The organism is Streptomyces sp. G-G2 (assembly GCF_030063135.1).
Lineage (GTDB): Bacteria > Actinomycetota > Actinomycetes > Streptomycetales > Streptomycetaceae > Streptomyces.
Genome location: NZ_JASISO010000007.1, coordinates 141,645 through 165,638, shown reverse-complemented (window position 1 = coordinate 165,638; position 23,994 = coordinate 141,645). Strand labels below are relative to the sequence as shown.

Genomic DNA, 23,994 nt, shown 5'->3' with positions numbered 1-23,994 from the left:
GGAGCCCCACAGTGACCCGTACAGCTCTGTTCGAGACCCACGCCGACGACCACGGTTGCGGATGCGTCCCCGCCCCCGCCGAGCCCGACCCCGGCACCACCGCCGACATCATGCAGGCCCGCGCCATCGCGTCCGGTCTCGCGGAGTTCGGTATCGGGCCCGCCCGCTGGTCTGTCGCCTACGACCACCAGGCCGCCGCCGTCGTCCTGCGCGTGGACACTCCGCGCGGACTGTACGCGCTCGCCATCCCGGCCCCCGGCCAGCCGTTCCCGGTCCGCCATCGGGGCGAGCGCATCGGAGCGCTGGACTGCCGCCGTACGTACGGCACCGCCGACAGCTACACCGCCGCCCTGTTCGCCGCGTTCCTGCGCGACCGCGCCGCACTCGACATCCCCGGCCGGGATGCTTGCCCCACACCCAAAAACATGGTTTAATTAATGGTGTCGGAGGGGGAGGGCAACACCCCCTCCGACACCACGGGCCGCCATCCGGCCCGACCCCGGCCGCACGCGGAGGGCAACCCGCCCGGCCGGGCCCGCGATTCCTCTCTCACCAGCAGGAGCACCCCCGATGACCAGCGCAGCCATGCGGTTTTCCATCCCCGCCACGGCCCAGTCCCGCGTCCGTCAGCTTGTCGAGGCGACCAATGCCCGCGCCGCCGTCCACCACCTCAGCGCGTACACGCTCGACATCTCCGCGCCGTTCCTGGCCGACTACCACGACATCGACGGCCGTCTGATCGGTAAGCGCCCCACCGTCACCGTGACGATCTCCGGTGACATCCCCCGTCACCAGGGCTGGACCGTCATTGCCCGCCTGGACCACGACGCGGAGGGCGAGACGATCACCAGCCTGTTCCCCGGTCTGCCCGAGCAGGACGCCGAGGCCGCCCGCCAGTACCGCGCCATCGAGAACTTCTGCCACGGGTGCGCCGTTGCCCGCCACCGCACCGCCACCTATCTCGCCCGGCACGAGAACGGCGAGATGCGGCAGTTGGGCACCACATGCGTCGAGCCGTACACCGGTCTGCCGATCAAGGGCCTGGAGGCCCTGTGGAGGTTCGGCACGCTGAAGGACTCCGACTGGGACGGCGAAGAGGGCGGCATCCCGGCCGATCTCCGCGTCCCGGTGATCGAGGTCCTGCGGGTGACCGCCGCCATCGTGAAGGCCGAAGGCCGCTTCTACAGCCGGTCCGAGCAGTGGAAGAACACCCAGCCGACCGCCGACGGCGTCGAGGCGTATTTCTTCGACCGCAAGGCCCCGATGGAGTGGCGGGCCGCCATCGACGCCGACCCCGACGCGCCGACCACCGCCGCCGCCGTCCGGGCATGGGCCGCCCAGGGATACGGCAGCCTCTCTGACTACCGCCACAAGGTGGGCCAGTTGGCGAAGGGCGAGACCGTTGACCCGCGTCACCTGCCGACGCTCGTTTCCTCCATCGCGGGTTGGTACCGCGACCAGGAGAAGGAGGCCACCGAGCGGGCCGCCCAGAACAGCAAGCCGCAGGGCACCGTGGGCGAGCGCATCACCACGAACGCCACCGTCACCACCGTGATCGAGCTGGAGGGCCGGACGTACGGCTACCAGACCCAGCGCCGCCGACTGGTGAAGTTCCAGGACCCGAGCGGCAACGTGTTCGTCTGGTTCAGCTCCGCCGCCGACGTTCCCGACCAGGGCGACGAGGTCGAGCTGACCGGCACGGTCAAGGACCACAGCATCTACGGCGAGACCGCACAGACCGTACTCACCCGGTGCCGCGTCGCCGCACGCGAACCGGTCGCCGCGTAGCAGGACCCGGCAGGGCGGGAGGCACCGCCCGGCCGGGCCCCGGCCGCCGGGCCGTGGGGTGGACGGCATCGAGCCGCCCACCCCACGCTCCGCCCACCACCGTCCGGGCCCGCCCGCGTCGGCGGCCGGCCCCGCTCACCGGCCCCGTACGAAGGGCGTCCCTCCGGGACGGCTCAGCCTGGCCCGGCTCGCAGCCGGCCGAGCCGTCCGGGCCGCGGGCGGCCCTCCCGGCCCGTCCGGACGCCGGGCCGAAACGGGCGTGCCCTGCGGGCACGACAGCACTTCCGTCGCGCTCCGCGCGACCACGGGCGGCACCTCCCCGACGGAGGCACCGTCCGCTGCCGACTGCACCACCGAGACCCCGAGGAACACCCCATGCCCGAGACCGCGTGCGCCATCCAACGTCAGGTCGCCCCGGTAGGAGACCCGTCTCCGCAGACCTGTCTCCAGGTCGCCCGGCAGGCCGCGCTCCTCGCCGTCACGGCAGCCGACGAGGCCATGATCGCTGTGTGCCGCAGCCGAGCCGGTGCCGCCGCCCGTCTGGAGGCGGTCATGCACGCGGCCCACAAAGAAGCCGTCGCGGCCGAGAAGTGGGCTGACCGCGCCGAGGAGTACGCCGACGACCCCACCATGCCGAACAGTGCTCTGCTGTACTGCGCCCGTGAAGCCGTCGACCATGCCGTTCGGGCCCAGTCGGCTGTCGGAGTCGAGACGACGGGAACCGACCTGCGGGCCGAGCTTGAGCGGAAGTTGACGGCGACCGAGTATGCCGAGCGGGAGACCGAACGCCGCCGGGAGGAAGCCGAGCGGGAGGCCGAGGAACGCGCGGTCACCGGCATGGACCAGGAGAACCGCGACCAGGCGGCGAGGAACCGGTATCTCGCGGAGGGCCACGTCGCCGAACTCGGATGGACGGCCGGACACGTCCGGGTGCTGGAGGCCGCCGAGTCCGGACGCTTGTACTGGCGAGACGGGCAAGCCCGGCAGGCAGCACGGCACGGCGTGTGGAACGGTGGCCGGCGGATCAGTCGCGAGCGGACCGAGGCCCTGTTCGCCGCGCGCTACCTTGTCGTCGTCCCCCAGGAGGACGGCACCCGCGTACTGACACCGACTCCGATGGGTCAAGCCGCCCTTGCACTGGCTCGCCTCCATCCGGCCGGGCTCCACAACAGCGATCGAGCCGCCTACGAGTCACGGTTCGCCCGAGTCCGGCGACGCCACAAGCGCCGAGACGACCAGAAGTCCGCCGCCCGCGTACTCCCGCCCCTCGATTCCAGCGCGCGGAAGCTATACCGGAAGCCGCTCCTGCTCACCGAACAGCAGGCCCGCGCCGAGCGCGACGCCGTCGATGGCTGGGAGGACGAGGGCGGCTACTGCCCCGGCACGGACACCCCGCGCCCGGCAGCCGGCCCCGCCGCGCGCCCGGCCGTCCGGATCGTCCTGTCCCTGCACCGGCACACCGCCGTGCAGGGCGCCTTGTGGTGACCGCGGAGGGCGCCGGTCGGCAAGCCGACCGGGTGCCGCTCAACCTTGTCCTCTGCCAGGTGTTCTTGACCGTTTGCCAGGTGGGTTTGACCGGCCGGGGGGTGCGCCTACAGGTCGGCGTCTGCTTGGCGGGCCCGCGCTCACTGTTCTTCGAGGTCTCCCCGGCCGATCTCCTGGCCTGTTAAGCGATCCCGGTTTCGAGAGCGGTGAACTTACCGTCGGGGTGCTCCAAGGGAGGAGTCGACGGTGCACACATCGTTGAGCCAGGCCAGGATGGCCCTCTCAACGTCCACCGCCGACGGGTTGGCCAGGTTCGGACTGAGGTCAGGCACGGTAGTGCCTGTTCCCACCTGGCACCCAAGCGGGTCAGCCTCGGCCTGGGCGCTGGCGACACCTACGGTCAGCATTCCGACGGCCAGAGCGCCAGCGGCTGCGGCCCGTGCAGCAAACCGCCAGGTGGTGCGGTTGATCATCATGAGATCCCCCATCTTGTCATTCCGTTGAACGGCGTCGGCTCCTGCTCGGCCTGCTAACAGCGCAAGATCGCAAAAGGTCACCGCAGTCACTGTTGATCACCACGCGACGTCGCCTTCTGGCTCTCAAAGAGCGCAGCCCAGCGGGCGCGACGCAAGTGCTGCCGCCCCCGTCGAACTCACCTGGCAAACGGTCAAGAGCACCTGACAGAGGACAAGCCTTCCGGATGTGCGTCTCTCGAAGATCGAGGTGACTGTAAAATCGAACACATGATTGAATTTGGATATGCGACGGACGACTCCCCCCGATCTCGACCGAGCCCAGGACGAGTGGCGCGCCACCTATCAGCAGCTCGCCGTGCGCCCGTGCACAGCGCTGCGCAGAAGGCTGATCCACCTGTCAGCGACCGTGCTGTTCCATCCGCACTGGCAAGGGCGGCGGTCGGCAGGGTGGGCGGCACTGCATGGCGCACGCCACGACCGATCCACCCCCTGAACTGCCCCGACTCCGGAACACCTGCGACGGGTTGGTTGGGTGCCGGCCAGAGCGAAAGGCTGCCTCCGGCGGGTCCTCCTCGGAGGGGGTGGGGGCTGGTCGGTCGGGTGCGGGAGCGTTGTGGTGCGGGTGGTGAAGGCGGGGTTCCCTCCTCGGCCGGACACCCAGGGGGCGTATCAGGAACCCGGGCGCGGCGTCCAGGCCGAGCCGCTGCGCGGTCGCTACGCGAGCCAGGACACCGCGCCCGGAACCCTGATACGGCGGAGCTGTCCGACCGAGGAGGGAACCCCGCCCAGGCCCGTTGTGGCCGGGCCCGGCCGAGCGGGTGCGGGTCGGCGGAACGGGAAAAGGGCAGGTCAGGGCCTATGTCTGGGTTGACCCAACCCTAAGAACGTGGTTTAATTAGTGATGTCGGAAGGGGAGGGCAACCCCCGACCGGCACGCGGCAGGCCGACCGGCCGCCGACAACCTCTCTCACCAGGAGACAAGGGATGAACATGCCGCTGACCGTCGCGGAGCTGGCCCACCCGATCGCGCTCGAACTCGGCGGGAACTGGCGACCGCAGCCCGCACGCCACGGCGTCAAGGAGCTGGACCACGCCGCCACCTTCACCCACCTGGACGGCCGACAGCTCCACCTCTCCGAGCGGTTCGATGACCCTGGCCACCTGCACATCCGAGGCGCGTTCCCCGCCACCGACTACCCGTTCCGCAGGGGCGAGCGCGACACCGTCCGAGTCGCCATGACCGAGGACCCGGCGGACATCGCGGCCCGGATCGCCGCCGACCTCATCCCCGCGCACCGTGACGTTCACGAGCGAGTGAAGGAGCACAACCGCGCACAGGCCGAGATGCGCCGGGACGTCGAGGAAGCCGCACGCGACCTCTCCGAGCGACTTCCCGGAGCGCGAACCCGCATCGACGGTACAACGGCCTTTGTCTACATGAATCTTGAGCCAGGAGAAGTCCGTATCGGGCTCGACGGCGATGCGGTGAGCCTTGTACTCAACGATGTGCCCCGGACTATCGCCGACGCCGTTGTATTCGCGGTGAGTCGCTTTCTCCCCAGCGTCCAGACCTCCGAAGACGAGTACGGCGAATACGTCGACGGATACGCCCTCTAAGCGCCCCCATGAATCCCGGCGGCGCGCTCCCGTAGCGCGCCCCCCCCACAGGAAAAAGGCCCCGTGATGAGCGCCGACATATTCACCATCGAACCGCAATGGATCGTCCAGGCCCCGCACCTTCGGTGCACCCTCAAGCGCGCCCTTGCTCTCCAAGCCGCACATAATGTTTGGTCCGGTACCGAGCACATCAACAACGCTGTAGCAATGGCCTACGGCGATCAACTCCCGGATTCCGGCCGATGGGAACTGACCCGCTCCCAACTCCGCACACTCAAAATTGCCATTGAATGGCGCAGGGCCACGCGCGCGGCCAGCGACAAGAAGACCGCCCCCGATATCCTCGACCGCTGGACGCGAATAGAGGACGAGGTCATAGCCGCATACCGCGCCGTGAGCAACGAAGCAGGGTTGTACTGGATTTAAGGGGTTGCCGATCACCCAAGAACATGGTTTAATTAGTGGTGTCGGAAGGGGGAGGGCAACCCCCCGGCCGACACCCCCGAGGGTCAGCCGGCCCCGGACGCCGATCTCTCACCAGGAGGACCGCGACATGCCCCGTAAGCCGAAGATGACCGACGAAGAGCGCCGGGCCTACTCCGCCAAGATGCGCGGCGAACTCGAAGCCGTCATGGACCGCGCGTACGGCGCGATGGTCGGCAGCGAGGAATTCTGGGCCGCCGTCATGCGCACGGCCGCGAACCTGACCCACCCGGACCGCGACGACCGCAGCCCCACCAACTGCATCGCCATCGCCGCCCAGTGCCCGAACGCGACCCACGTACTCAGCTCCGGAGACTGGCGAAAGGTGGGACGCTTCCCGGCCAAGGGGTCCACCTCCCTCCGTATCTGGACGCCGATCAAGCGCCGGACCGAGGATGCCCAGGAGGCCACGGCCGCAGCCCCTGACGGCGGGCAGCGAGAGGCCGCAGGCGAGGCCGCCGAGAGCCAGGGGCGCAAGGTCTCCGGCTTCAAGGCCGGACCGGTCTTCGACATCAGCCAGACGGACGGCGACGCCTACGAGCCGCCCGCCGCAGCCCCGTTCGCCGCCGAGGTCATCCGCGATGTCCTGGTGAACCAGTACCGCGACCAGTACCACGAGGACCCGGAGCAGGCCGGAGGGTTCGACTTCACCCAGGATGCCCCCGACAACGCCGTCCGCATCCTGCTGTACGGCCACGCGTGGCGACGCATCCCCGAGGTGGACGCCCCCCTTCCCGGCCAGCACGCCGCCGAAGTCGCCTCAGCCGCCCACGTCGCCGCGCTCATCCTCGGAATCGCCCCGGGCCCCGCCGTCATGCCGCCGCTCGCGGGCATCATCACCCAGGACAAGAAGCCCCCGGTGCACGAGTCCGCCGTCCGGGCCATCGAGACCGGCCGCGCCATCGCCCGCGCCGTCACGACGGCCGCCGAGCACCGCCGCGAACTTGCCGTGACGGGTTGACCCAGACCCAAGAACATGGTTTAATTAATGGTGTCGGAAGGGGGAGGGCAACCCCCCGACCGGCACCGCCGCCGGGGCCAAACGGCCCCGGCGGGATCTCTCACCAGACAGGACACGACATGCTCACCACCGCACCGAAGCCGACCGTGCAGGACTTCCCCACCGCGACGCTCGTGATCGGCGGGCCCTGGTTCCGGGGCCACCAGCTCGACACCCGCCCCGCCGTCGTCGTCGGTCCATTCGGCGGGCCGGAGTTCGCCGACGAGGCCACGATGGCGGTCGTCTGGTTCTTCACCCTCGGTGCCCCGCAGCCGGGCGACAGCGTCCAGGCGATGTTCCCCCACGAGCTGACCCCGCTTGACGACACGCTGACCACGATGCACCAGGACACTTTCCGCGACATCGTCCGCAACCTGCGTCGGGGACGGTTCGCTTACGACGACGGGGAGGCGCTCCGCGCCGCCGTCCGCCAGGCATGGCGCGAGCGGACCGGACTGGCCGACGCCGACCCGGCCGCCCGGCACACGCTCCACCGCAGCTGACCAAGGCCCTGCCGGTCCGGGGGAGGGCAACACCCCCGGACCGGCAGGGCCCCAGCACCCCAGCGGACACCCCTTCGGGGCGGCAGGACAGGTCCGGTGCGTTCACCGCCGCCGGCCGACTCCGCCGCCGGCCGACTCCGCCGCCGGCCGACTCCGCCGCAGGCGGCTCCGCCGACCGACGACGGGCACCGGACCGCAGCGGACGCGCCCCGCGGGGGCGCGGCAGCCCCTGTCGCCGCGCAGGCGCGACGACCCGCGAGCCGATCGTCCCTCACGGCCCGCGCCGGTGGTGCAGCGCCGCTGCCAACGCACGGTCCGCCCTGCGGCCGGACCACAAACTCTCACCAGAAAAGACCAGTTCAGTGACTATCGAGATCACCCACACCCGCCGAGCAGGAACCCTGATCGAGGGGACCAGCCGGGGCGACGGATCGGCCGAGATCCTGCGACTCCGCGAGTACGGCCGCACCCAGCGCCAGCCCTTCCGCTGGAGCAGGAACCTTGACTGCTGGTACCTCCCCCACAGCCGCGACCACGCCACCTACACCCCCTCGCTCGAACTCCTCGCGCAGCGACTCCGAGGCGCAGGCTTCGAGGTCACACTGACCATCGACAACGCCGACCGCCGCAGCTTCAGCGAGGCCGAGGAGGAGCGGGAGGAGAAGGCTGAAGGCCGGGCGGAGAGGTTCGGCGGATACGCCGACACTGCCGCCCGGACCTCCGAGGCCGCGTGGAAGTCGAGCCACGAGATATCCGAGCGGTTCGCCTTCGGTCAGCCCACCCTCGTCGGTCACCATTCCGAGGGCCGCGCTCGCCGTGATCACGCACGGATGGACAACGCGATGCGCAAGAGCATCAGCGAGCGCGACCGCGCCCAGCACTGGGCCAACCGCGAGGAAGCCGCCGCCAACTACGAGCGGTTCCGCAAGGACCCCGGTCGTACTCTCCGCCGTCTCGACAAGCTGAGGGCCGATCTCCGTGCGGTCGAGAAGTGGCAGCGGGGTGAGTCCGCCAAGGGGTTCTCCCGCAGCCCGGCGGACCCGGAGCTGGAGATCGAGCACCAGGAGCTAACCGAGGAGATCGAGCACTGGGAGGCGGTCATCAAGGACGCCGAAGCCAGGGGCTTCAAGGTCTGGTCGAAGGCGGACTTCAAGCGTGGGGACTTCGTGCTCTACCGGGGCACCTGGTACGAGGTCCTGCGCGTCAACCCGAAGTCGGTGACGATCCCGCACATCCACAACGGCACCGGCAAGCGCATCGTGCGCGCCACCGGCAACCAGCACGACGACTGGACTTGGACCGCCCCCTACGACGACGTGTCCGGGCGCAAGAGCGCCGACGAGATGCAGCCGCCCCAGGCAGAGGCCGCCGAACAGCAGGAGCAGGCTGAGCAGTCCACGCCGACCGAGGAGCCGGTACCGGCGGAGAAGCCGACCCCGGTGGCGGTGCCCGCCGCAGGTGCGAACTGGCAGGACGGCATGGCGCTGGTGCTGATCGCCTCGAAGAACTCCCGCCGCTCCCGCAAGCGTGCCTTGTGGGCGATGACCCGCCGCGAGGCACAGGCCGTGTGCGGCGACCCCCGTACCTCCGGACGCTCGTACATGCTCACCTGGACCGACCGGCCAGGCGTCGAAGGTGCCGACTGGGAATGGACGCCTGACAACGGAAGTCTCGACCCGGTCCTTTCGGACCTGGGCGTCACCCCGCGCCGTGAATGGACCGCCGCCGCGCAGGCCCCCGCCGAGGCCGCGTAACCACGCCCCCGCCCGCCCCGGCGGCCGAGCGCGCCGGGGCGGGCCCCTCTTTCACCAGAACAGGGCACCACCATGACCACGCAACTCCTCGAACGACCCACGACCGTCACCGTCCCCGACACCGCAGGGGGCAGGTTCATCGTCCCCGCGACCCAGGGCACCACCACCGTCCCGGCGTACCGCGTCGGCGCCCCCGACATCCAATGCCGCTACCCCGTGATCGTTGGCGAAGACCAGGTCATCGGCCGCGCCTACCGGTGGCACCGTGACTGGCTCGTCCTCACCACCGCGGGTGAACACAATCTCCGTCGCCCGCCGAAGGGAACACCGGGCACCGAGATGGCCGCCGCCCATCTCGCCGAGCAGTACGCCGCCGGTCGGATCGGCGCAGTCCCCCTGGACCAGGTGCTCGCCGAGGCCCCCACTCCGCTGTGCGGGCCGGTGTCTCTCCTGCACCCTCGGATGCCGGTCAATGATCGCAACATCGAGGGCGCGCTGATCGCGTTCGCAGGGCTCCGGGCCCACCACTGGCGGGCAGTCCTCACCGGGTTCCCCGGCAGCGATAACCACTGGTACCTCAGCTGCGAATTGTGTGACTGGGAAGGCCCGAAGTTCTGGAGCCACTTGCGCGGGCGCAACGGAGAGCCGCCGAGCGCGCGCCGTCACAAGGGCGGGTGCATCGGAGAGGACAAGGTCCGCCGGTTGATCCCCGCCTACCAGTAGCAGCGCCACCGGGGGCGGCGGCGGTGCGCCGCCGCCCCCGCCCTCCCGAAGGACACCGCCGTGCCGATCCGTCACACCCCCGAAAGCATCGTCATCGTGGACACCCCGGCCGCGATCCTGGAATGGGCCGCCCGCCACATCGAACACGTCGGCATCCACCAGGGCCCGCACCTGTTCGCCGGTCCCGGCCGTACGGCCACCCTGCCGTGCTGGCCGCGCGGCGCCCTCCAAGTCGCCGCCGGCCACGGGCGAGGAGCCGCCGGCCGAACGTACGACTGGGACCGCATCAACCGCGCCCGCGACCAGGCGTTCGGCATCCTCGCGGAAACCCTCACCGGTCACCCTGTCGACGCCGATATCCCGCAACCGCCAACGCCCGGCACCGCGAGGCCATCGACCGGTGGAGCGCCGATCCCGGCCGCACCGCCGCCGACGCCGCCCACGCGTTCCGCACCGCCGCCGCCCGCGCCGAACACGCCCTGTTCTGACAGACCCCCGCCAGCATCCCGAGTCATCGAAGGCCAGCACGATGGACGAGACGACAGCTTCCCGCAGCACCACCAGGACGCCGACCCGCCGAGGAGCCGCCACCCCCAGCCGGGACGGTGTCCACCGGCTCAGCGTCCCCCTCCACCCCCGGCTCAGCGCAACCGAGTTGATCCGCGTCCTCCTCGCGGCCCCGGGGGAAAACGACCTCACCGCCCTTGACCCGGTACAGGTCCGGTCGCTCATCGCCGATGTGCTCACCCAGCACGGCTATGACGTGCTCGACCGATCGCCGTACTACCCGGAACTCGACCGCCACCAGGATGCCCGCCGTGCCGTGCGCCGTGCGTACGGGCCGCGGTTCCTCGATGCCCCCGACGAACAGGCCATGCTCGCTGACCCACTCCGCGAAGTGCTCGCCGCCGGAAGCAGGAAGTCGTGACCGTTCCCGCCGCCGAGCCGACTGGAGCACGGGCACGGCAGACGTACTACTGGCGGGTGCGCAATGCACGGACGCGTCACCGCCCCGAGAGCGCGGAACAGGTGTGGCACATCCAGCCCGGACACCCCGGCGGCGCGTACTGCGACATCGGCCACGACCTGGACCCGCCCGCACACCACACCCCAACCCTTCTCTCCCGCAGCCGGCCGACCGGCCGCCGGGGAGACGGGCAGGAATTTCGGGGCGGGTGTCTCGCGTGCGAGTGGGAAGGCCCCGTCCATTGCGGAGACGGGTTCGGGGACGGTGACAACGAGGCCGTGGAGGACGCCCACGACCACGCGTTCCCCGGCTGGCGGACACTGCCTCCGATCACCGCGGTCGAGGACAGATGGGCCGTTCCGCGGAGCCGAAGCCGCTGGGCTCAGCTCACTGCCCCGTACCCGGCGGGATGGGTGAGCCAGGGCGCCCCCGTCGTGGCCTGGAGGCGGTACCGCCGCGAAGCCCACCTTCCGCCACACGCCGGACGCCCCCGCTACGAACTCCGCATCACCCGGCCACCGCGCGACCGGGCCCGACGCTCCGCAGATCAGGACGCCCTCTTCTGATGCCCGCCGTCCTTCGGATCAGGGCCCCACCCACTCAACCTAAAGGTGGTTTAATTACTTCGCCGTCAGCGGAGCGGGCAACCTCCGACCGGCCGCGCGTTCCACAGGACGCCACGCACCCAGACAACAGACGACGGCCAGCGCACAAGGGCAACAAGGCGCTGGCCGTCAGTGTCTCTCACCAGAAAGACCACACCATGCTATGTGACCGGCACCCCGACTGTCCCGAGCCCGGCGACATCGCCCAGCTCACGAGGGGTAACAGCATCGGCGCTGATCCCACCGACAGCTTCGTTATCGTCGAGGACTTCCCCCCGACCGGCCGCCACCTCGTGCTCAACCTGCCCGTCGACCACCCCGGCCGCGCCGACTGGGCCGCCGCCGTCCCCCTGGCCGACATAGCCACCCTCACCCGGCTCGAACCGGCGGGCAGCCGTACGTGGACGCCGGCCCCGGACCCGGACGAGATCCAATGACCGCGCCGAGCGGTCACGACCCCGACCATGAACAGGAGACGACCGTGTCCCCCAAGACCGGCCGCACGCTCTACTCACGCGCAGACCTGCGCAAGGTCCACGGCATCAGCGAACCCACGCTTCAAAACCTCTGGACTGACCGGGAGAACAACGGGCACCCGCCCGCGAAGACCATTGACGGCGTCATGCACTGGGACGGCGACGAATGGGCGACGTGGCACCACGAGGTTCAGCGGCAGCGCGCCGCAGCCAGCACCACCAACCCGCCGAAGCTCGACGGCGACCCCGAAGAGATGGTCGGCCCGGCCGAAGCCGCGAAGGTCTGCGGTTTCGCCGACTCGACCACCGTCTCCCACTACGTCAAGAACCCGCCCGAGGGGTGGCCGGCACCGGACGACTGGGACGAGCTTCCGACCCGGCGCCGCCCGAAGTGGAAGCGCTGGAGGCTGTGGCAGTACCTCGCGGACCGCAAGGGCCGCGGCCACGCCGGCGGACGGCCCACCGGTCGCCGCGGACTGGCCTACCCCTACCAGGGCGACGAGCGGCTGACCCTCGCTCGGCAGGCCATCGCGGCGAACCCCGGCGCGAAGAACGCCGAACTGATCCCCGAACTCCAGAAGCAGACGGAGAAGACCTACTCACGCCCGACCTGGAATCTGATCCTCAAGTCCGCCCGCGAGAACCCCGAGGAGTGACCCGTGCCCGACACCCGCTGTCCGCGCTGCGGCGGCCCGCTCGGTGAACGGCCCGCACGTTCCCGGCTGACCGCCGACCGCGAGGTTCCCATCTGCACCACGTGCGGTACGGAGGAAGCCGTGCGCGAAGCACAAGGTCAGGCACCGGTGCCGTTCGGCGATTGGCCCCTGACTGCATAGCTGTCCGCCGAGAGACCACACGGCGAACACGCGAAGGTCCCCGCTCCACGTCGGAGCGGGGACCTTCGTCATGTCACCAGGTGCTGACGGGTCGGGCAGGGCCCAACCAAGACCGCTCGACCCGACAGCAGGGCGACGGATCAGCGGCTACGAGACCTCCGCCGGTCCGGAGCCCGATCCGCCCTCCGGCCGATCGCCCGGGAGTGGGGCGGAGTCTCACGTCCCGGCTCGAACCGGCCCTCTGCGTCGAGCCCGTACGCCGGGGAGTCCGAGGCCATCCAGTACGGGGCCGACAACTCGGCGAACGGGCGAGGAGCCGCCGGACTCGGGATGTGCTCCATGCGCGGACCAACGACTCAGCGGCGCGTAGGTACCGCAGCGACGTCGGATCGCCGTACCGCCTCAGCGCGTACGGCACTCCATCCCGCGCACCTCCCGCAGAGGTAACAGTCCAACAGGACATCAGGCTCCAGGAGCCTGATCCGCAGGAGGAACGAGGCTGATCCGAGTGCCCGAGATCCCCTCTCGTTGATCATGATCTTGAATTTAGAGGACCAAGGTATCGTCACTTCGTGACGATACAATCAGCCAAGACGACCGAATCTGACCGGATGAGAGCGGGGGGTGAGCGGGCCGGTGGGATGGGTGACCATGATCGGCCCGTCCGACGAGCAGGTTGAGTACCGCCTTACCGGCGGCCACGGATGCGGGAAGTCCGTAGCGGTCGACGCTGCCCCTCTCGTCGCCGCCATCGAGGCCAAGGCCGAAGCCGCTGGTGCCCCCGTCGCCTCCCTGCTCGCCAACCGCGAGGCCAAGCGCGCCTTCTTCCGCGCCCGCGGACTCCTCCGCAGCAAGGGCACGGCGCGGTTCACCGGGTTCGACGCCGTCGAAGTCGCCGCCGCAGCCGGGCTCGACGCCCGCGATCTCTACGGCGAACAGGCCCTTCCTCCACGGCCCGCCGACGGACAGGTGGACTACCACCTGGACGCCAGCGAACGCCCCCTGGTCTGGATCGGAAACGGTCTCACCGAGTTCGACATCACCCCCGGCAGCGTCCTCGCCCCCGAGCAGTTCCCGGCCGCCCGGCGCCTCATGCACGGCGAAGACCCTCGGGCCGGGCAGACCCTCGTGGAACCCAAGCTGGCCATCGCGCCGGCCGCCAAGCTCCCCGCCGCCCCACTGGTCCGCGCCATCCGCCGCGCCGCCGCCGAACGCAGCGTGAACCCCGCCTCGCTGCTGGACTCCAAGCGCAAGCAGGACGCCTTCCGCCGGATGGAGAGCCAGCTCAAGCGGTTCGGGGAGTCGCACCGCGTCCCCGTCTCGACGGTGCTGAAGCTCGCCGACGCCGTCGGCATCGACGCCGTCGACCTCTACGGCGAGGACCTGGTGGAGAAGGCCGTGGCCGCAGAGGCGGGCGGCCACCTGGACGCCCGTGCGCTCCTGCGCGCGGTCGAGGTCCGCGCCACCGAGACCGGACAGCAGCCCGCCGACCTGTTCGCCGCCGCGTCCATGAAGCGCCGGTACGTCCAGACTGAGGGCGAAGGTGCACGTCGTCTTCGGGACCTACCGATGGACGTGCGTGAAGCCGTCGCGATGGCCAAGGCAGCGGGACTCTCGCCCGAGGACGTATGGGACGCCGAGGAGATCGAGGCAGCTCTCCTCGAAGGCCGCGTGCAGGTCGGCAACTTCGGTGCCGACGTCACCTTGGACTTGGCGAAGTCGAAGTCCGCGTTCCTCGCCTACGCGCCCGAGGAGATTGCCGCCCAGGTCGAGGGCATCTACACGGCCGCCGGCCGGGAGTCCATCGGCGCCCTGGAACGGTGGACCGCGTACGCCATGCGCGGCCACCACGGCGACGGCGACGAAGCCGAGACCGTGAAGACGAGCGGGTTCTCCGGCTGGATGATGGTCCACCGCGCCGCCCGCCCTGTGGACGGCGCCCCGTACGGAGACCCTCACTTCCACCTCCACTTCACCCTCGCCAACATGGTCAAGGGCAACGACGGCAAGTGGTCCACGATGGCCAGCGGGGGCCGCGACCTCCACCGGCACACCCGCGCGACCCAGTCCCTCATGAACGCCCGCATCCGCCGCGAGCTGACCGACACGTTCGGCATCAGCTTCCGCCGAGAGGAGCGGACCGGCGCGTGGGAGATCGCAGCGATCCCCGAGTCCACCATCAAGCTCTTCAGCAAGCGCGACAGCCAGGTCCGGGACCTGCTGACGAAACTCGGCATCGACTACGACAGCGCCACAACCCGGGAGCGCACCGCCGCCTCCACCGCGTCCAAGGCCGCGAAGAACGGCGAAGCCGCCGGAGTCGAGGACGACGTGCTGCGCTCCTACTGGCAGGCCGAGGGCCGCGCTGCTGGTGACGACCCTGACGCCATCGCCGCCAGCGCGATGGAACAGGACCGAGCAGACCAGAACCCGGGGCTGGACGAGCTGTGCGCCCAGGTCTTCGACCCGAAGACCGGCCTGACCAGCCACTCTAAGGAGTTCACCCACGCCGCTGCCATCGCCGCCGTGCTGGACGCCCTCCCGTATGGAGTCGCGCACGCCGAGGAAGCCGAACAACTCACCACATCCGTCCTCCGTCACGCCGGGTACGCGGTCCAGCTCAACCCGAAGGGTGCCCAGCACTTCACGCACGCCGACCGGTACACCACGGCGGATGTCGTGGCGGCGGAAGCTCTGATCGTCTCCGAGGCAACGAACCGGCTCGGCACTCAGGCCGCCGTCGTCAGCAACGACACGGTCGACATGACCTTGTCCACCGTCGAGGCCCAGCACGGTGGCACCTTCGCGTTCTCCGACGAACAGCGTGCTGTCCTCGAACGGCTACTTACGGCCGGGCACGGAATCGACGCCGTGGTGGGCATCGCGGGATCGGGCAAGACCACGATCATGGACACCGCCCGGCAGGCGTGGGAGGCCCACGGTCTCGTCATCGCCGGCGCGAGTACAGCCGCCGTCGCCGCCGCGAACCTGAAGGCCGAGGCGGGCATCGAGTCCCGCACCCTCGCATCCTGGCTCACCGGCATCCGCAACGGCGGCACCGGCCTCACCGGCGTGGACGTGTTGGTGGTGGACGAGGCCGCGATGTGCGATGACCGCGATATCGCCGAACTCCTCACCCACGCCGCGGAAACCGGGACGAAGATCGTCGGCATCGGTGACCCCAAGCAGCTCCACTCGCCTGGCATCGGCGGCAGCTTCGCCGCCGTGCACCACATCGTCGGCGGACTCACCCTCAGCCAAAACTTCCGCCAGAAGGACATAGTCGAACGCCGGGCCCTGGAGCTGTGGCGCGACGACAACCGCGTGGAAGCCCTCCGTACCTTCGCCGGAACCGGCCGCGTGCACGCCCTCGCGGACAAGGACGCCACCCTCGCGGCGATGCTCACTATCTGGGCCGACAAGCGCGCCGCGCACACCGACGACCACACCGCCGTGCAGCAGCTCCTCATGCTCGCCGCGACCAACGAGATCGTGGAGGAACTGAACGTCGGGGCCCGCGCCCTGCGGAAGGAGAACGGCGACCTCACCGATCCCGAGCACGTCTACGCGCTGCCCGGCGGCGGCGAGCTGACCCTGTCCGTCGGTGACCAGGTCCTCCTTCGGATCAACGACTACCGGGGGAAGAAGAGCCGAGGCGCGAGCGAAGACGTCCTGAACGGCTACCGCGGAATCGTGCGCGCCGTGGACGAGGAACGCCGGGTGCTGGTCGAGTGGCGCGAGAAGACCGCCGACGGCCACCGGGACGTTGCCGAATGGGTTGACGCCGACTACATCGCGCAGGGCGGACTCAGCCTCGGATACGCGATCACCGGCCACAAGTCGCAGGGCCTCACCGTCCAAGAGGCTCTGGTCTACGGACCCGGCGCTCAGGCGAACGCCCTCTACACGATGATGAGCCGCGACAAGAAGGAGTCCCACCTCTTCCTGCCGCTCTCCGTCTACGAGACCGACGCCGACCGCGCCCGCCACGGCGACGCACTCACCGACCAGGAACAGCTTGACCGCGCCGTCGCGGGCCTCATCCGCGAGATCGAGAGCGGCACCGAGGAACGCATGATCCTCACCGAACTCCCGAAGAACGCGGTCCCTGCCCACGTCCGCCAGGCCGTAGCGGATCTCCCGATCCCGCGCGCCCCTGGCGCCGACGAGCACCACGACGCAGACACTCCCGAAGAGGCTCCGGAGCACGAGGACCGCCCCGGACCGGCGAACGCCGAGCCGACCATGGCGCCGGCCACACCTTCGGGACCCGCGCCGACGGCTGACCGTCCATACGCTCACCTCAGTAGCTCGGCTCTGCGTGACGCCGTGCGCAAGGCCGCCATCGCTGCCCGCGCCACAACGAGGGCGGCCGACAAGACGGAAGCCGCTGCCGATCGTGCCGAACAGGAGGCCGCTGCCGGTGCAGGCCCCAATTCACTCGCGCTCCAACGCCGTCATCAGGACGTTGCCCAACGGGCCGTGGCCATCCGCGAAGTCCGGTTGCTGGACGGCACCATCGCGGAACGCACCGCTCAACTGAACGGCACCGAGGCCCGTATCGAAGGTCTTGAACAGCAGCTGGCCGCGACGGGCCGTTTCGGGCGGGCGGCACTCCGCGGTGACGAGCGTGCTGCGGTCGAGGCGGACCGGGAAGCACTCCTTCGTACCCGTGAGGAGACCGTCCAGGAGCTGGAGCAGATGGACACGCGGCTCCAGGAAGTTACCCGGCAGGCCGGACCCGTCAACGAGCACGAAGCTGTGCTGACGGAAGCGGACATGCCACAGCAGGAGAAGGCCGCGCTGCTTCGGCGGGCCAAGGCCAAGGACAACGAGGCAGCCAAGCAGCTCCGGGCCGAGGCCATCAAGGCCCGCAGCACTGCTCACGGCGCAGACCACCGCGTGTCCGGTCTCCAGAAGGAGACGAGTCTGCGAGCCCAGCACGGACGTCAGCACGTCGATGCCGATGAGTCCGCAGCGCCCTCATCTCCGAAGCCCGACTCCCCGTACGCCAACCGAACCGCGGTGGACCACACACAGCCCGCGTCGCCGGACAGCGCTCACGACGCCCCACCCGTGTAAGAAGGGCCCTACCTTCCTAGGCTGGTGGAGCGAACACCGCGTTGTCCGGCATCCGGTCGCGGAACGCATCCGGGATGGTGCCCATGAGCCAGAGGCGGCGCGTTACGTGCACGGTGCCTTTCGGGTCGTCGAGCAGGACGTAGTGGGACTCCCCGTCCCCTACGTAGCCGATCTCCGGCGGAAACCCCTGCTCCTCGGTCCACGACAGGTAATGGACGCCGTCGATCCGAAGGGCCCGCCGGCCGTCCGGGTCTTGGTCGCCGAGCATCGCGTACCCCAGACACATCAGCCAGAAGTCACACGAGCTGCACACCCGATACGCAGCCATCCGCGCGCCGACACCTCGGATCTCCCGGTCTGTCCCCTTGTTCGGGCACAACTTGCACTGGAACACCGCGCTCTGCGCGGTCACGGGTGCTCGCCTCATGTGCCGGACCTCCGCCGGATGTGCTTGCACCGAACACCGCGCTCGACATCCTGAAGCGAGGGTCTGCGACGTGCCCCGCAGTCGATGCACTCGCTGTCCCAAGGCATCGAGCGTGCGCCGGGGTAGGGCACCTTCGGCCTGTAGCGCGCTTCATGCATCAGCTGCTCGGCGTCCTCTTCAGCGGGTTCACCGACGGGCGGCACGGGGGCACGCGAGACGGAAGCGGGCTGCGGGATCGAGTAGACCGGGGTGTGGCCCCCGAACACCAAACCGAGGCTCACCCATCGTCTCGGCTGCGAAGGGGTGGTCATGGCATGCCCTCTCTCGTACGTCCTAGTCCGATGGCCAGGGGGCGTTAGCGTCGTAGTAGTAGGTCCGGCCGGCACACGGTTTCAGATGTCAACGCGGGGCGGCCGGGTGCTGCCCGGCCGCTCTCACCTGCCTGAGCAATCCATCCCCAGGAAGCCACTGCCGCCGAGGATGAGCGTCGTCATGACCCTTATCTCTCCCCGTGCAGGATGGCTGCCCTGGCTGCCCAGGCGAGGATGCTCTGCCCGCGCATGGACAGGCCGAGCCGGTTCCAGTGGAAGATCACGTGGTAGCTGAGCACCTGCCGCAGCCCGCGGTCGAGCGTCCCGTCCTGTACGGCACGGCGGAGTTCCTGCCCCGTGCTGCGGAAGGCGGCAGCCCACTCGGCGACGGGCTCCAACAGCCCGCCGGGGCGCAGCAGGACATCACTGTCGGCGAAGAGCAGCGGGCGGATCTCCTGTGCACGGCCGTCGAGCCGGTCTGCCGGGACGTCGCTGACGGCCGATCGGTGCTCTTCCGTGATGACGCGGTGCCACACGTCCCCTTGCTCGTACCACTCCAGGCCCGCGGCGCGCATCATGATCGTGCAGAGGAGAACGGACAGCTCGCGCGGTCCCACGGCAAGGTCCCCGCGCTGCCTTAGTTGCTGCGCCTCTCGGCTGTCGGTGACGAACAGCGCGTGCGCGGCCGTCATGCTGACCGCGCCCCCGAAAGCTGCGGTCTCAGGCTCGTAGATCCCGGGCCACCACCGTTGCAGATGCCCGTCGGAGACGAGACGGTCGAAGCCGTCGCCCAGGGTCAGTTTGGTTCCGGCCTCGGGCTGTAGACGGAGGCGCAAGCGCCAGCACGGGTGCTTGCGGGTGTACCACCAGCCGCCCATGAGCCCTGTGGCCTCTGCTTCCCGAAGCACGGGGAGCACGTGCGTGGTGAATGTGGTGTCGGCGTTCGTCCAGTCGGTGAAGTGGAGGTACACCTGCCACCAGTCGGTGGCGGCGGCGTGGCGGGCCAGGGCCTCCCGGCCGGCTTGGTCGTAGACCGCCACGGCGTCGGACAGGATCGTCGGTTCCATCGCGTACTGGGCTGCGACCTCGGGGATCGGCAGGCCGGTGAGGGCAGCGGAGACCGCGCGCTGGATCGCGGTCGGCTCCGTCAAGATCAGTTGATCAAGAGACATGCGTCCCATCCGGAGATCGGGGCCTGCTGTGAGGCGTAGGTAGTGAGGGCGAGCGCGGTACCGGCGGCGCCGTTGATCAGGCCGGACTCGGGAAGGTCCGGCTGGGCGTTCGCTGCGAGGGTGTCGCCGAGGCGCTTCGGGAGGGCCTGAAGGCGGGGGTCGCGGGCATCGGCAGCGGCGCGGGTTGCGGTCTGGTAGATGCCTGCCCAGCCGTGGCACAGACCCGAGTCGGTGACGTGGGCGAGCTGTTCGGGGTCGGTCAGGGCGCGGTACAGGGCGTCCTCGTAGAACGCCTGGACGTCGGGGGCACGCAAGACGAGCCCGGCGAGTTGCCCGGCCCGTGCGATGCCTGTGCTTCCGTAGCACCAGCTCGGCCGGGTGGGAGCGTCGTGGTGCGGGCGCCCGAGGTCGAGATCGCGGCGCGAGATGTGCTCGGGCCACCAGGGACCGGAGGGACTGAGCTGGCACCAGGCGTCAAGGTGTTCGCAGATGCTCCAGATGGCCTCGCGGTGGCCGCTGACGGCGATGCCGCGGCGCATGGCCTGGGCCAGCAAGAGGAGCGGACCGGTGATGCCGTGGGCTGCACCGAAGTTGCCGTGGCCGCCCGGGAAGTGGGGGGACTCGCCACGGGCCGGGTCGTGGCGGACCCACCAGCCCGGCAGGCCGCGGCCGTCGGGGACAAGGGGGCGGGTCAGGGCAACGAGGTACTTCAGGACCCGTTCCAGGGGAAGCCCTTCGGGATCGGTCCGCAGGAGGTACGCCCCGATGCCGGTGAGGCCGTAGAACAGGTCGTACTCGGCGAACGTGGGCAGGTCGCCCTTGCGGATGCGGGTAAGAGCGGCGTCCACGCGGCGGTGGGTCAGGTCGGTGATGTGCTGGTGCAGGGTCCGGTGCGCCGGTTCGTACAGGTGCTGGAAGGACGGCGGGACGGTGGTGAGGACGAAGCCGAGGGCCGGGGCGCCGAGGAAGAGTCCGGCGGTGTCGGCCGCGCTGATGTGCCCGGCCGCTGCGGCGGTGATCCATCGGTGGGCGGGGCGCCAGGAGCCGCCGTGACGGCTGGCCATTTCGATGTGCAGCAGGCTGATTCCGGCGGCGCCGTCGGCGAGGGACTGCACCGCCCAAGGCTTGTCCGGGGGCGGCGGAGCGGGTTGTGCGAGGTGGGCGGTGTACTGCTCCAGGATCGTCGCGGTGGTGGCGGCCGGCGCGGTCATCGGGCGGCCATCCTGTGCTGGAGGGCCGCGGTTCGTACGAGCCGGATCGTGGTCTCCTCGGCGCGCGGGTCGACGCCCAGGGCCCGGACGTGGTGCTGGTGCAGGAGAGACCGGGCGACGCCAAGGGGATCACGCTGGCCGGTCAAGGCGTTCCGGTAGGTGTCCACGGCGGCGGCGCGGGCCCACCATGCTTCAGCGACCGCAGGGCCGCCGGGGAGGGCCGCGAGCGCGGAGGCGCCGTTCGGCGCGGCGAGTTCGAGCACCTGGGTACGCAGGGCCCGGTTCAGTCGCCCCGTGCTCTGGGGGAGTTTGCGCACCAACCACTCCTCGGCCGCCGCGTTGTTCGGCGCCAGGGGGGTGACGAGGTGCAGGGCGCTGGCCGCGGCGAGGGCCTGCGGGGCGAAGGCGTCAGTGCGCTCGGTGAGCTGGATCTGCGCGAGGGCGGCGGCGGAGTCTGCGGCGAACACCTGGTGCGCGGCGTCCATGGCTGCCTCGCTGCCGAAGCGCCCGGTCTGCGGCTGGTAGGGAGCCAGGACGAGCCCGGCCGCCAGACCGGTCCCGTGCAGGTTGTCCGCCCAGGTACGAACGTGTTGGGCGGCGGCCCCGTATGCGTCCGGCGGCAGGTGCAGCGTGAGGTCGAGGTGCTGGTCGGCGTCCGGGCGGGCCATCTCCCGGTGCCGGGTGAACCACCAGACCGGCGGGGTGTCGCCGAACGCGGCGAGGAGGCTGGGCAGGTGGCGGCTCAGGATCTCGTCGTAGCGGCGCGGGTGGGCGTGGAGCTGCGCGAGCAGGACGTCACCGGCGCCCGGAAGGTGCCGCCCGGGGACTACCGGGGCGGCGGGGCGTGGGCGGGGAACATCGGCGGTGTCCGGCTCCAACCGGCGCAGAGAAAGCCAGATCTCGTGTGCCCGTCCGATCCAGCCGTGGGCGTCTCCGTCCGGTACCTCGCGCAGCTCCAGGCGCCGGGCGTTGTCGAGGTGGGCGCGTAGGGCCCGGCGGTGGACTGGGTGGGTTAGGTCGAGAGGGAGGCGCTGGTCGTACTCGATGATGGCGACCTGCATGGGGGCCCGCAGCCGGTCCCGCCAGGCGGTGAAGGCGTTCTCCCACTCCTCGGTCGAGGCTTTGCGGCCGGGCAGGTCGGCGGCCATCAGCAGCCATCGGGCCTGCGTGAGGATGGTGCGGCGGTAGCGCACGCGCGGGAGGAACGGGAGCCGAGCGCCGGCGCCGAAGTCGAACGGCTTGTAGGCGGCGTACCGCCCGTTGGCCACTTCGGCGAGGAACCGGGCCAGTGGTGGTGTCTGTGTCCCGCCTTCCAGGGCGTGCAGAACCCGCACGTCGATGCGCCGGCCGGTGGAGAGTTGCACGAGGTGGAAGCTGCGCGGGTCCGCGGTGACGGCGATGTCAGCGAGAGGGATCGTCGTCTCGTCCGTCTCTTGGTGGCCGGACAGCTCGATGACGTGCGGCAGCAGCCGCGGCGTACGGGTGACGTTCTCGTTGCGGTGGCGGCGCGGCGGGAACACGAGCTGTGCCGTGAGGGCGTCCGGCGCCCCGTGGTACGTGGCGGCGAGCGCGTCCTGATGCTCGGGCGGCAGGACGTGGGCGAACCGGCCGGCCATGCTGCTGCCGGGGCGGGGGACTGCGGTGAGGAGGACATCGAAGGTGCCGCTGGATAGTGCCCGGGTGCTGGGTGAGTGGACTTCGAAGGCGGCCTCCACCCGGGGTACGAACAGCCGCTCGTCCTCTCCGGCGGCCTTCTCCAAGGCGTCGACCATGTCGTCCGTCAGCCGCAGTTCATCGCGGCCGTCCAGGAGGACTTGCTGCATCAGCGCGAGCAGCAATTCATCGCGGTCGGTGCGCACCTTCAGGGCGGCGCCACGTTCGGAGCCGACGTATCCGGCGGGCAGGCCAAGGCCGCTGTCGGCAACCAGGTCCATCACCGGCACCAGGGCCCCGACGCCGTACCGGGCCCGGAAGCGGCGGTGGTAGTCGCGCCAGTGCTGGTAGCCGTAGGGCTGCGGGGTGGTCCGGTAGAGGGCCGACACGGCTGCTTGCACTTCCGCGATCACGGACTGCGGGAGCTGGGTCTCGCAGTCGAGGGCGGTGTCAATGAGCAGCGGGGTCGGGGTGACGGTGGTGAGGGCGCGCATCCGCGCGGCGACGGCGCTCACGCTGGTGTCGGAAAGGGTCGGCTGGTGGGCAGACACGTCGTCGCGCAGCGCGTACAGCGCGTGGACCAGGTCCCGCACCTCGGGGACGTCGTCCGCCTGGTGCCGGTCCAGTTCGCGGCACAGGTGCTGAAAGCCGTCCACGGTGGTCATGGGCGCCCAGAGGCTGGTGATGAGGAACTGCTGCTCGACCAGGCTGGTGAGAAGGGCGTCGATCTTCTCCGGTGTGGCCTGCGGGAAGCGGTCGCGCAGGTGGCCGTGGAGGTCGCCGTAAGGGATGGGGGTGCGGGCCGCGTCCATGGCGGCGGCCACCGGCCGGGCGTTGCGGACGGATATCTCGACCGGGGCCAAGAGGACGGCGTGACCGTCGGAGGGCGGGCCCGGCGCCACGAGCCGGTCACCGCGGGCGCGGGCGGCGTTGTTGGCGACGAGCGGTAACCGCTTCAGCAACGCGGGGGTGCGCTGGAGCCGGAGAACCATGTCGGTGACCCATTCGGCGTCCGGCCGGATCATCGCGCGGTGCTTGTCGCGCCACCGCGCACTCGCCCGGGGCCCGACGGAAACCGGGGCGATGCCGGCGAACAGGCCGAGCGGGGTCGGCCGGTGCTGCCACCGCAGGAGATAGGAAACCGTCGACAGCGCGGTGCGGCGGACGTCACGGGGCTCAGTCTGCCGGCCCCGGACGACGGCCTCGATGGCGTCGGACAGGACGGGGGTGGCCAGCTCCAGTGCGCTGCGGAAGTCCTCGCGCTGCCAGATGCGGTTCAGCCATCCGCGGGTGACGGCCACGTTGTCCAGGTCGAGGGTACGGGGGATGTCTGCCGGCCCGGGGCTGGTGGTGGCGCGCAACATCGCAACGCCTTGCCACTGGTATCCGGCGGCTGCTCGGGAAGCCATGAGGCCCTTCCATGAG

The 23,994-nt window shown here is 70.4% G+C and carries 19 protein-coding genes and 1 pseudogene; 16 read left to right on the top strand and 4 right to left on the bottom strand.

What is annotated here, in order from left to right; translation table 11 throughout:
• Positions 1 to 11: 11 nt before the first annotated feature.
• The 16 genes and pseudogenes from QMF80_RS08390 to mobF all read left to right on the top strand — a co-directional run bounded on the left by QMF80_RS08390 (position 12) and on the right by mobF (position 17,795).
• The gene (locus tag QMF80_RS08390; protein ID WP_283451087.1) at positions 12 to 434 is read left to right on the top strand and encodes a hypothetical protein; all 423 of its coding nucleotides are present in this window, start codon (positions 12 to 14) and stop codon (positions 432 to 434) included.
• Between the two features lie 136 nt (positions 435 to 570).
• A complete protein-coding gene (locus tag QMF80_RS08385; RefSeq protein ID WP_283451085.1) occupies positions 571 to 1,788 on the top strand; it encodes a hypothetical protein in 1,218 nt (405 codons plus the stop codon).
• A gap of 375 nt (positions 1,789 to 2,163) precedes the next feature.
• Positions 2,164 to 3,273 carry a hypothetical protein gene (locus tag QMF80_RS08380; RefSeq protein WP_283451083.1) on the top strand — a complete coding sequence of 370 codons (1,110 nt, stop codon included), beginning with the start codon at positions 2,164 to 2,166 and terminating at the stop codon, positions 3,271 to 3,273.
• 759 nt (positions 3,274 to 4,032) lie between these two features.
• On the top strand, positions 4,033 to 4,242 hold the full coding sequence (locus tag QMF80_RS38255) for a DUF8825 domain-containing protein (protein ID WP_502962803.1): 210 nt from the start codon (positions 4,033 to 4,035) through the stop codon (positions 4,240 to 4,242).
• Between the two features lie 491 nt (positions 4,243 to 4,733).
• Complete coding sequence (locus tag QMF80_RS08375) at positions 4,734 to 5,366, top strand: hypothetical protein (protein WP_283451082.1); 633 nt, start codon at positions 4,734 to 4,736, stop codon at positions 5,364 to 5,366.
• 66 nt (positions 5,367 to 5,432) lie between these two features.
• Complete coding sequence (locus tag QMF80_RS08370; protein WP_283451080.1) at positions 5,433 to 5,792, top strand: hypothetical protein; 360 nt, start codon at positions 5,433 to 5,435, stop codon at positions 5,790 to 5,792.
• A 127-nt stretch (positions 5,793 to 5,919) separates the two neighbouring features.
• Complete coding sequence (locus QMF80_RS08365) at positions 5,920 to 6,810, top strand: hypothetical protein (RefSeq protein WP_283451078.1); 891 nt, start codon at positions 5,920 to 5,922, stop codon at positions 6,808 to 6,810.
• Positions 6,811 to 6,929: 119 nt separating this feature from the next.
• Positions 6,930 to 7,352: a DUF6409 family protein gene (locus tag QMF80_RS08360; RefSeq protein WP_283451076.1), complete on the top strand. Its 423-nt coding sequence runs from the start codon at positions 6,930 to 6,932 to the stop codon at positions 7,350 to 7,352.
• Positions 7,353 to 7,714: 362 nt separating this feature from the next.
• On the top strand, positions 7,715 to 9,106 hold the full coding sequence (locus tag QMF80_RS08355; protein ID WP_283451074.1) for a DUF3560 domain-containing protein: 1,392 nt from the start codon (positions 7,715 to 7,717) through the stop codon (positions 9,104 to 9,106).
• A 72-nt stretch (positions 9,107 to 9,178) separates the two neighbouring features.
• Complete coding sequence (locus QMF80_RS08350) at positions 9,179 to 9,829, top strand: hypothetical protein (RefSeq protein WP_283451072.1); 651 nt, start codon at positions 9,179 to 9,181, stop codon at positions 9,827 to 9,829.
• A gap of 60 nt (positions 9,830 to 9,889) precedes the next feature.
• A pseudogene (locus QMF80_RS08345) lies at positions 9,890 to 10,123 on the top strand (DUF6197 family protein); the annotation flags it as partial.
• Positions 10,124 to 10,358: 235 nt separating this feature from the next.
• Positions 10,359 to 10,757, top strand: a complete 399-nt coding sequence (locus tag QMF80_RS08340; protein WP_283451070.1) for a DUF6181 family protein — start codon at positions 10,359 to 10,361, stop codon at positions 10,755 to 10,757.
• Positions 10,754 to 11,362, top strand: coding sequence for a DUF6349 family protein (locus tag QMF80_RS38250; RefSeq protein ID WP_502962802.1), 609 nt, complete (start codon positions 10,754 to 10,756; stop codon positions 11,360 to 11,362). Before QMF80_RS08340 ends, QMF80_RS38250 begins: the two co-directional genes overlap by 4 nt.
• A 197-nt stretch (positions 11,363 to 11,559) precedes the next feature.
• Positions 11,560 to 11,838 carry a DUF6211 family protein gene (locus tag QMF80_RS08335; protein WP_283451069.1) on the top strand — a complete coding sequence of 93 codons (279 nt, stop codon included), beginning with the start codon at positions 11,560 to 11,562 and terminating at the stop codon, positions 11,836 to 11,838.
• A gap of 44 nt (positions 11,839 to 11,882) precedes the next feature.
• The gene (locus QMF80_RS08330) at positions 11,883 to 12,533 is read left to right on the top strand and encodes a hypothetical protein (protein ID WP_283451067.1); all 651 of its coding nucleotides are present in this window, start codon (positions 11,883 to 11,885) and stop codon (positions 12,531 to 12,533) included.
• A gap of 831 nt (positions 12,534 to 13,364) precedes the next feature.
• Complete coding sequence (mobF, locus tag QMF80_RS08325) at positions 13,365 to 17,795, top strand: MobF family relaxase (protein WP_283451066.1); 4,431 nt, start codon at positions 13,365 to 13,367, stop codon at positions 17,793 to 17,795.
• A gap of 16 nt (positions 17,796 to 17,811) precedes the next feature.
• On the opposite strand, the gene QMF80_RS08320 is transcribed toward mobF, so the two are convergent.
• The 4 genes from QMF80_RS08320 to QMF80_RS08305 all read right to left on the bottom strand — a co-directional run bounded on the left by QMF80_RS08320 (position 17,812) and on the right by QMF80_RS08305 (position 23,978).
• Positions 17,812 to 18,207 carry a hypothetical protein gene (locus QMF80_RS08320; RefSeq protein ID WP_283451064.1) on the bottom strand — a complete coding sequence of 132 codons (396 nt, stop codon included), beginning with the start codon at positions 18,205 to 18,207 and terminating at the stop codon, positions 17,812 to 17,814.
• A gap of 514 nt (positions 18,208 to 18,721) precedes the next feature.
• A complete protein-coding gene (locus QMF80_RS08315; RefSeq protein WP_349372192.1) occupies positions 18,722 to 19,684 on the bottom strand; it encodes a thiopeptide-type bacteriocin biosynthesis protein in 963 nt (320 codons plus the stop codon).
• A 2-nt stretch (positions 19,685 to 19,686) separates the two neighbouring features.
• A complete protein-coding gene (locus QMF80_RS08310; protein ID WP_283451060.1) occupies positions 19,687 to 20,916 on the bottom strand; it encodes a lanthionine synthetase C family protein in 1,230 nt (409 codons plus the stop codon).
• Complete coding sequence (locus tag QMF80_RS08305) at positions 20,913 to 23,978, bottom strand: lantibiotic dehydratase (protein ID WP_502962801.1); 3,066 nt, start codon at positions 23,976 to 23,978, stop codon at positions 20,913 to 20,915. Before QMF80_RS08305 ends, QMF80_RS08310 begins: the two co-directional genes overlap by 4 nt.
• Positions 23,979 to 23,994 lie beyond the last annotated feature (16 nt).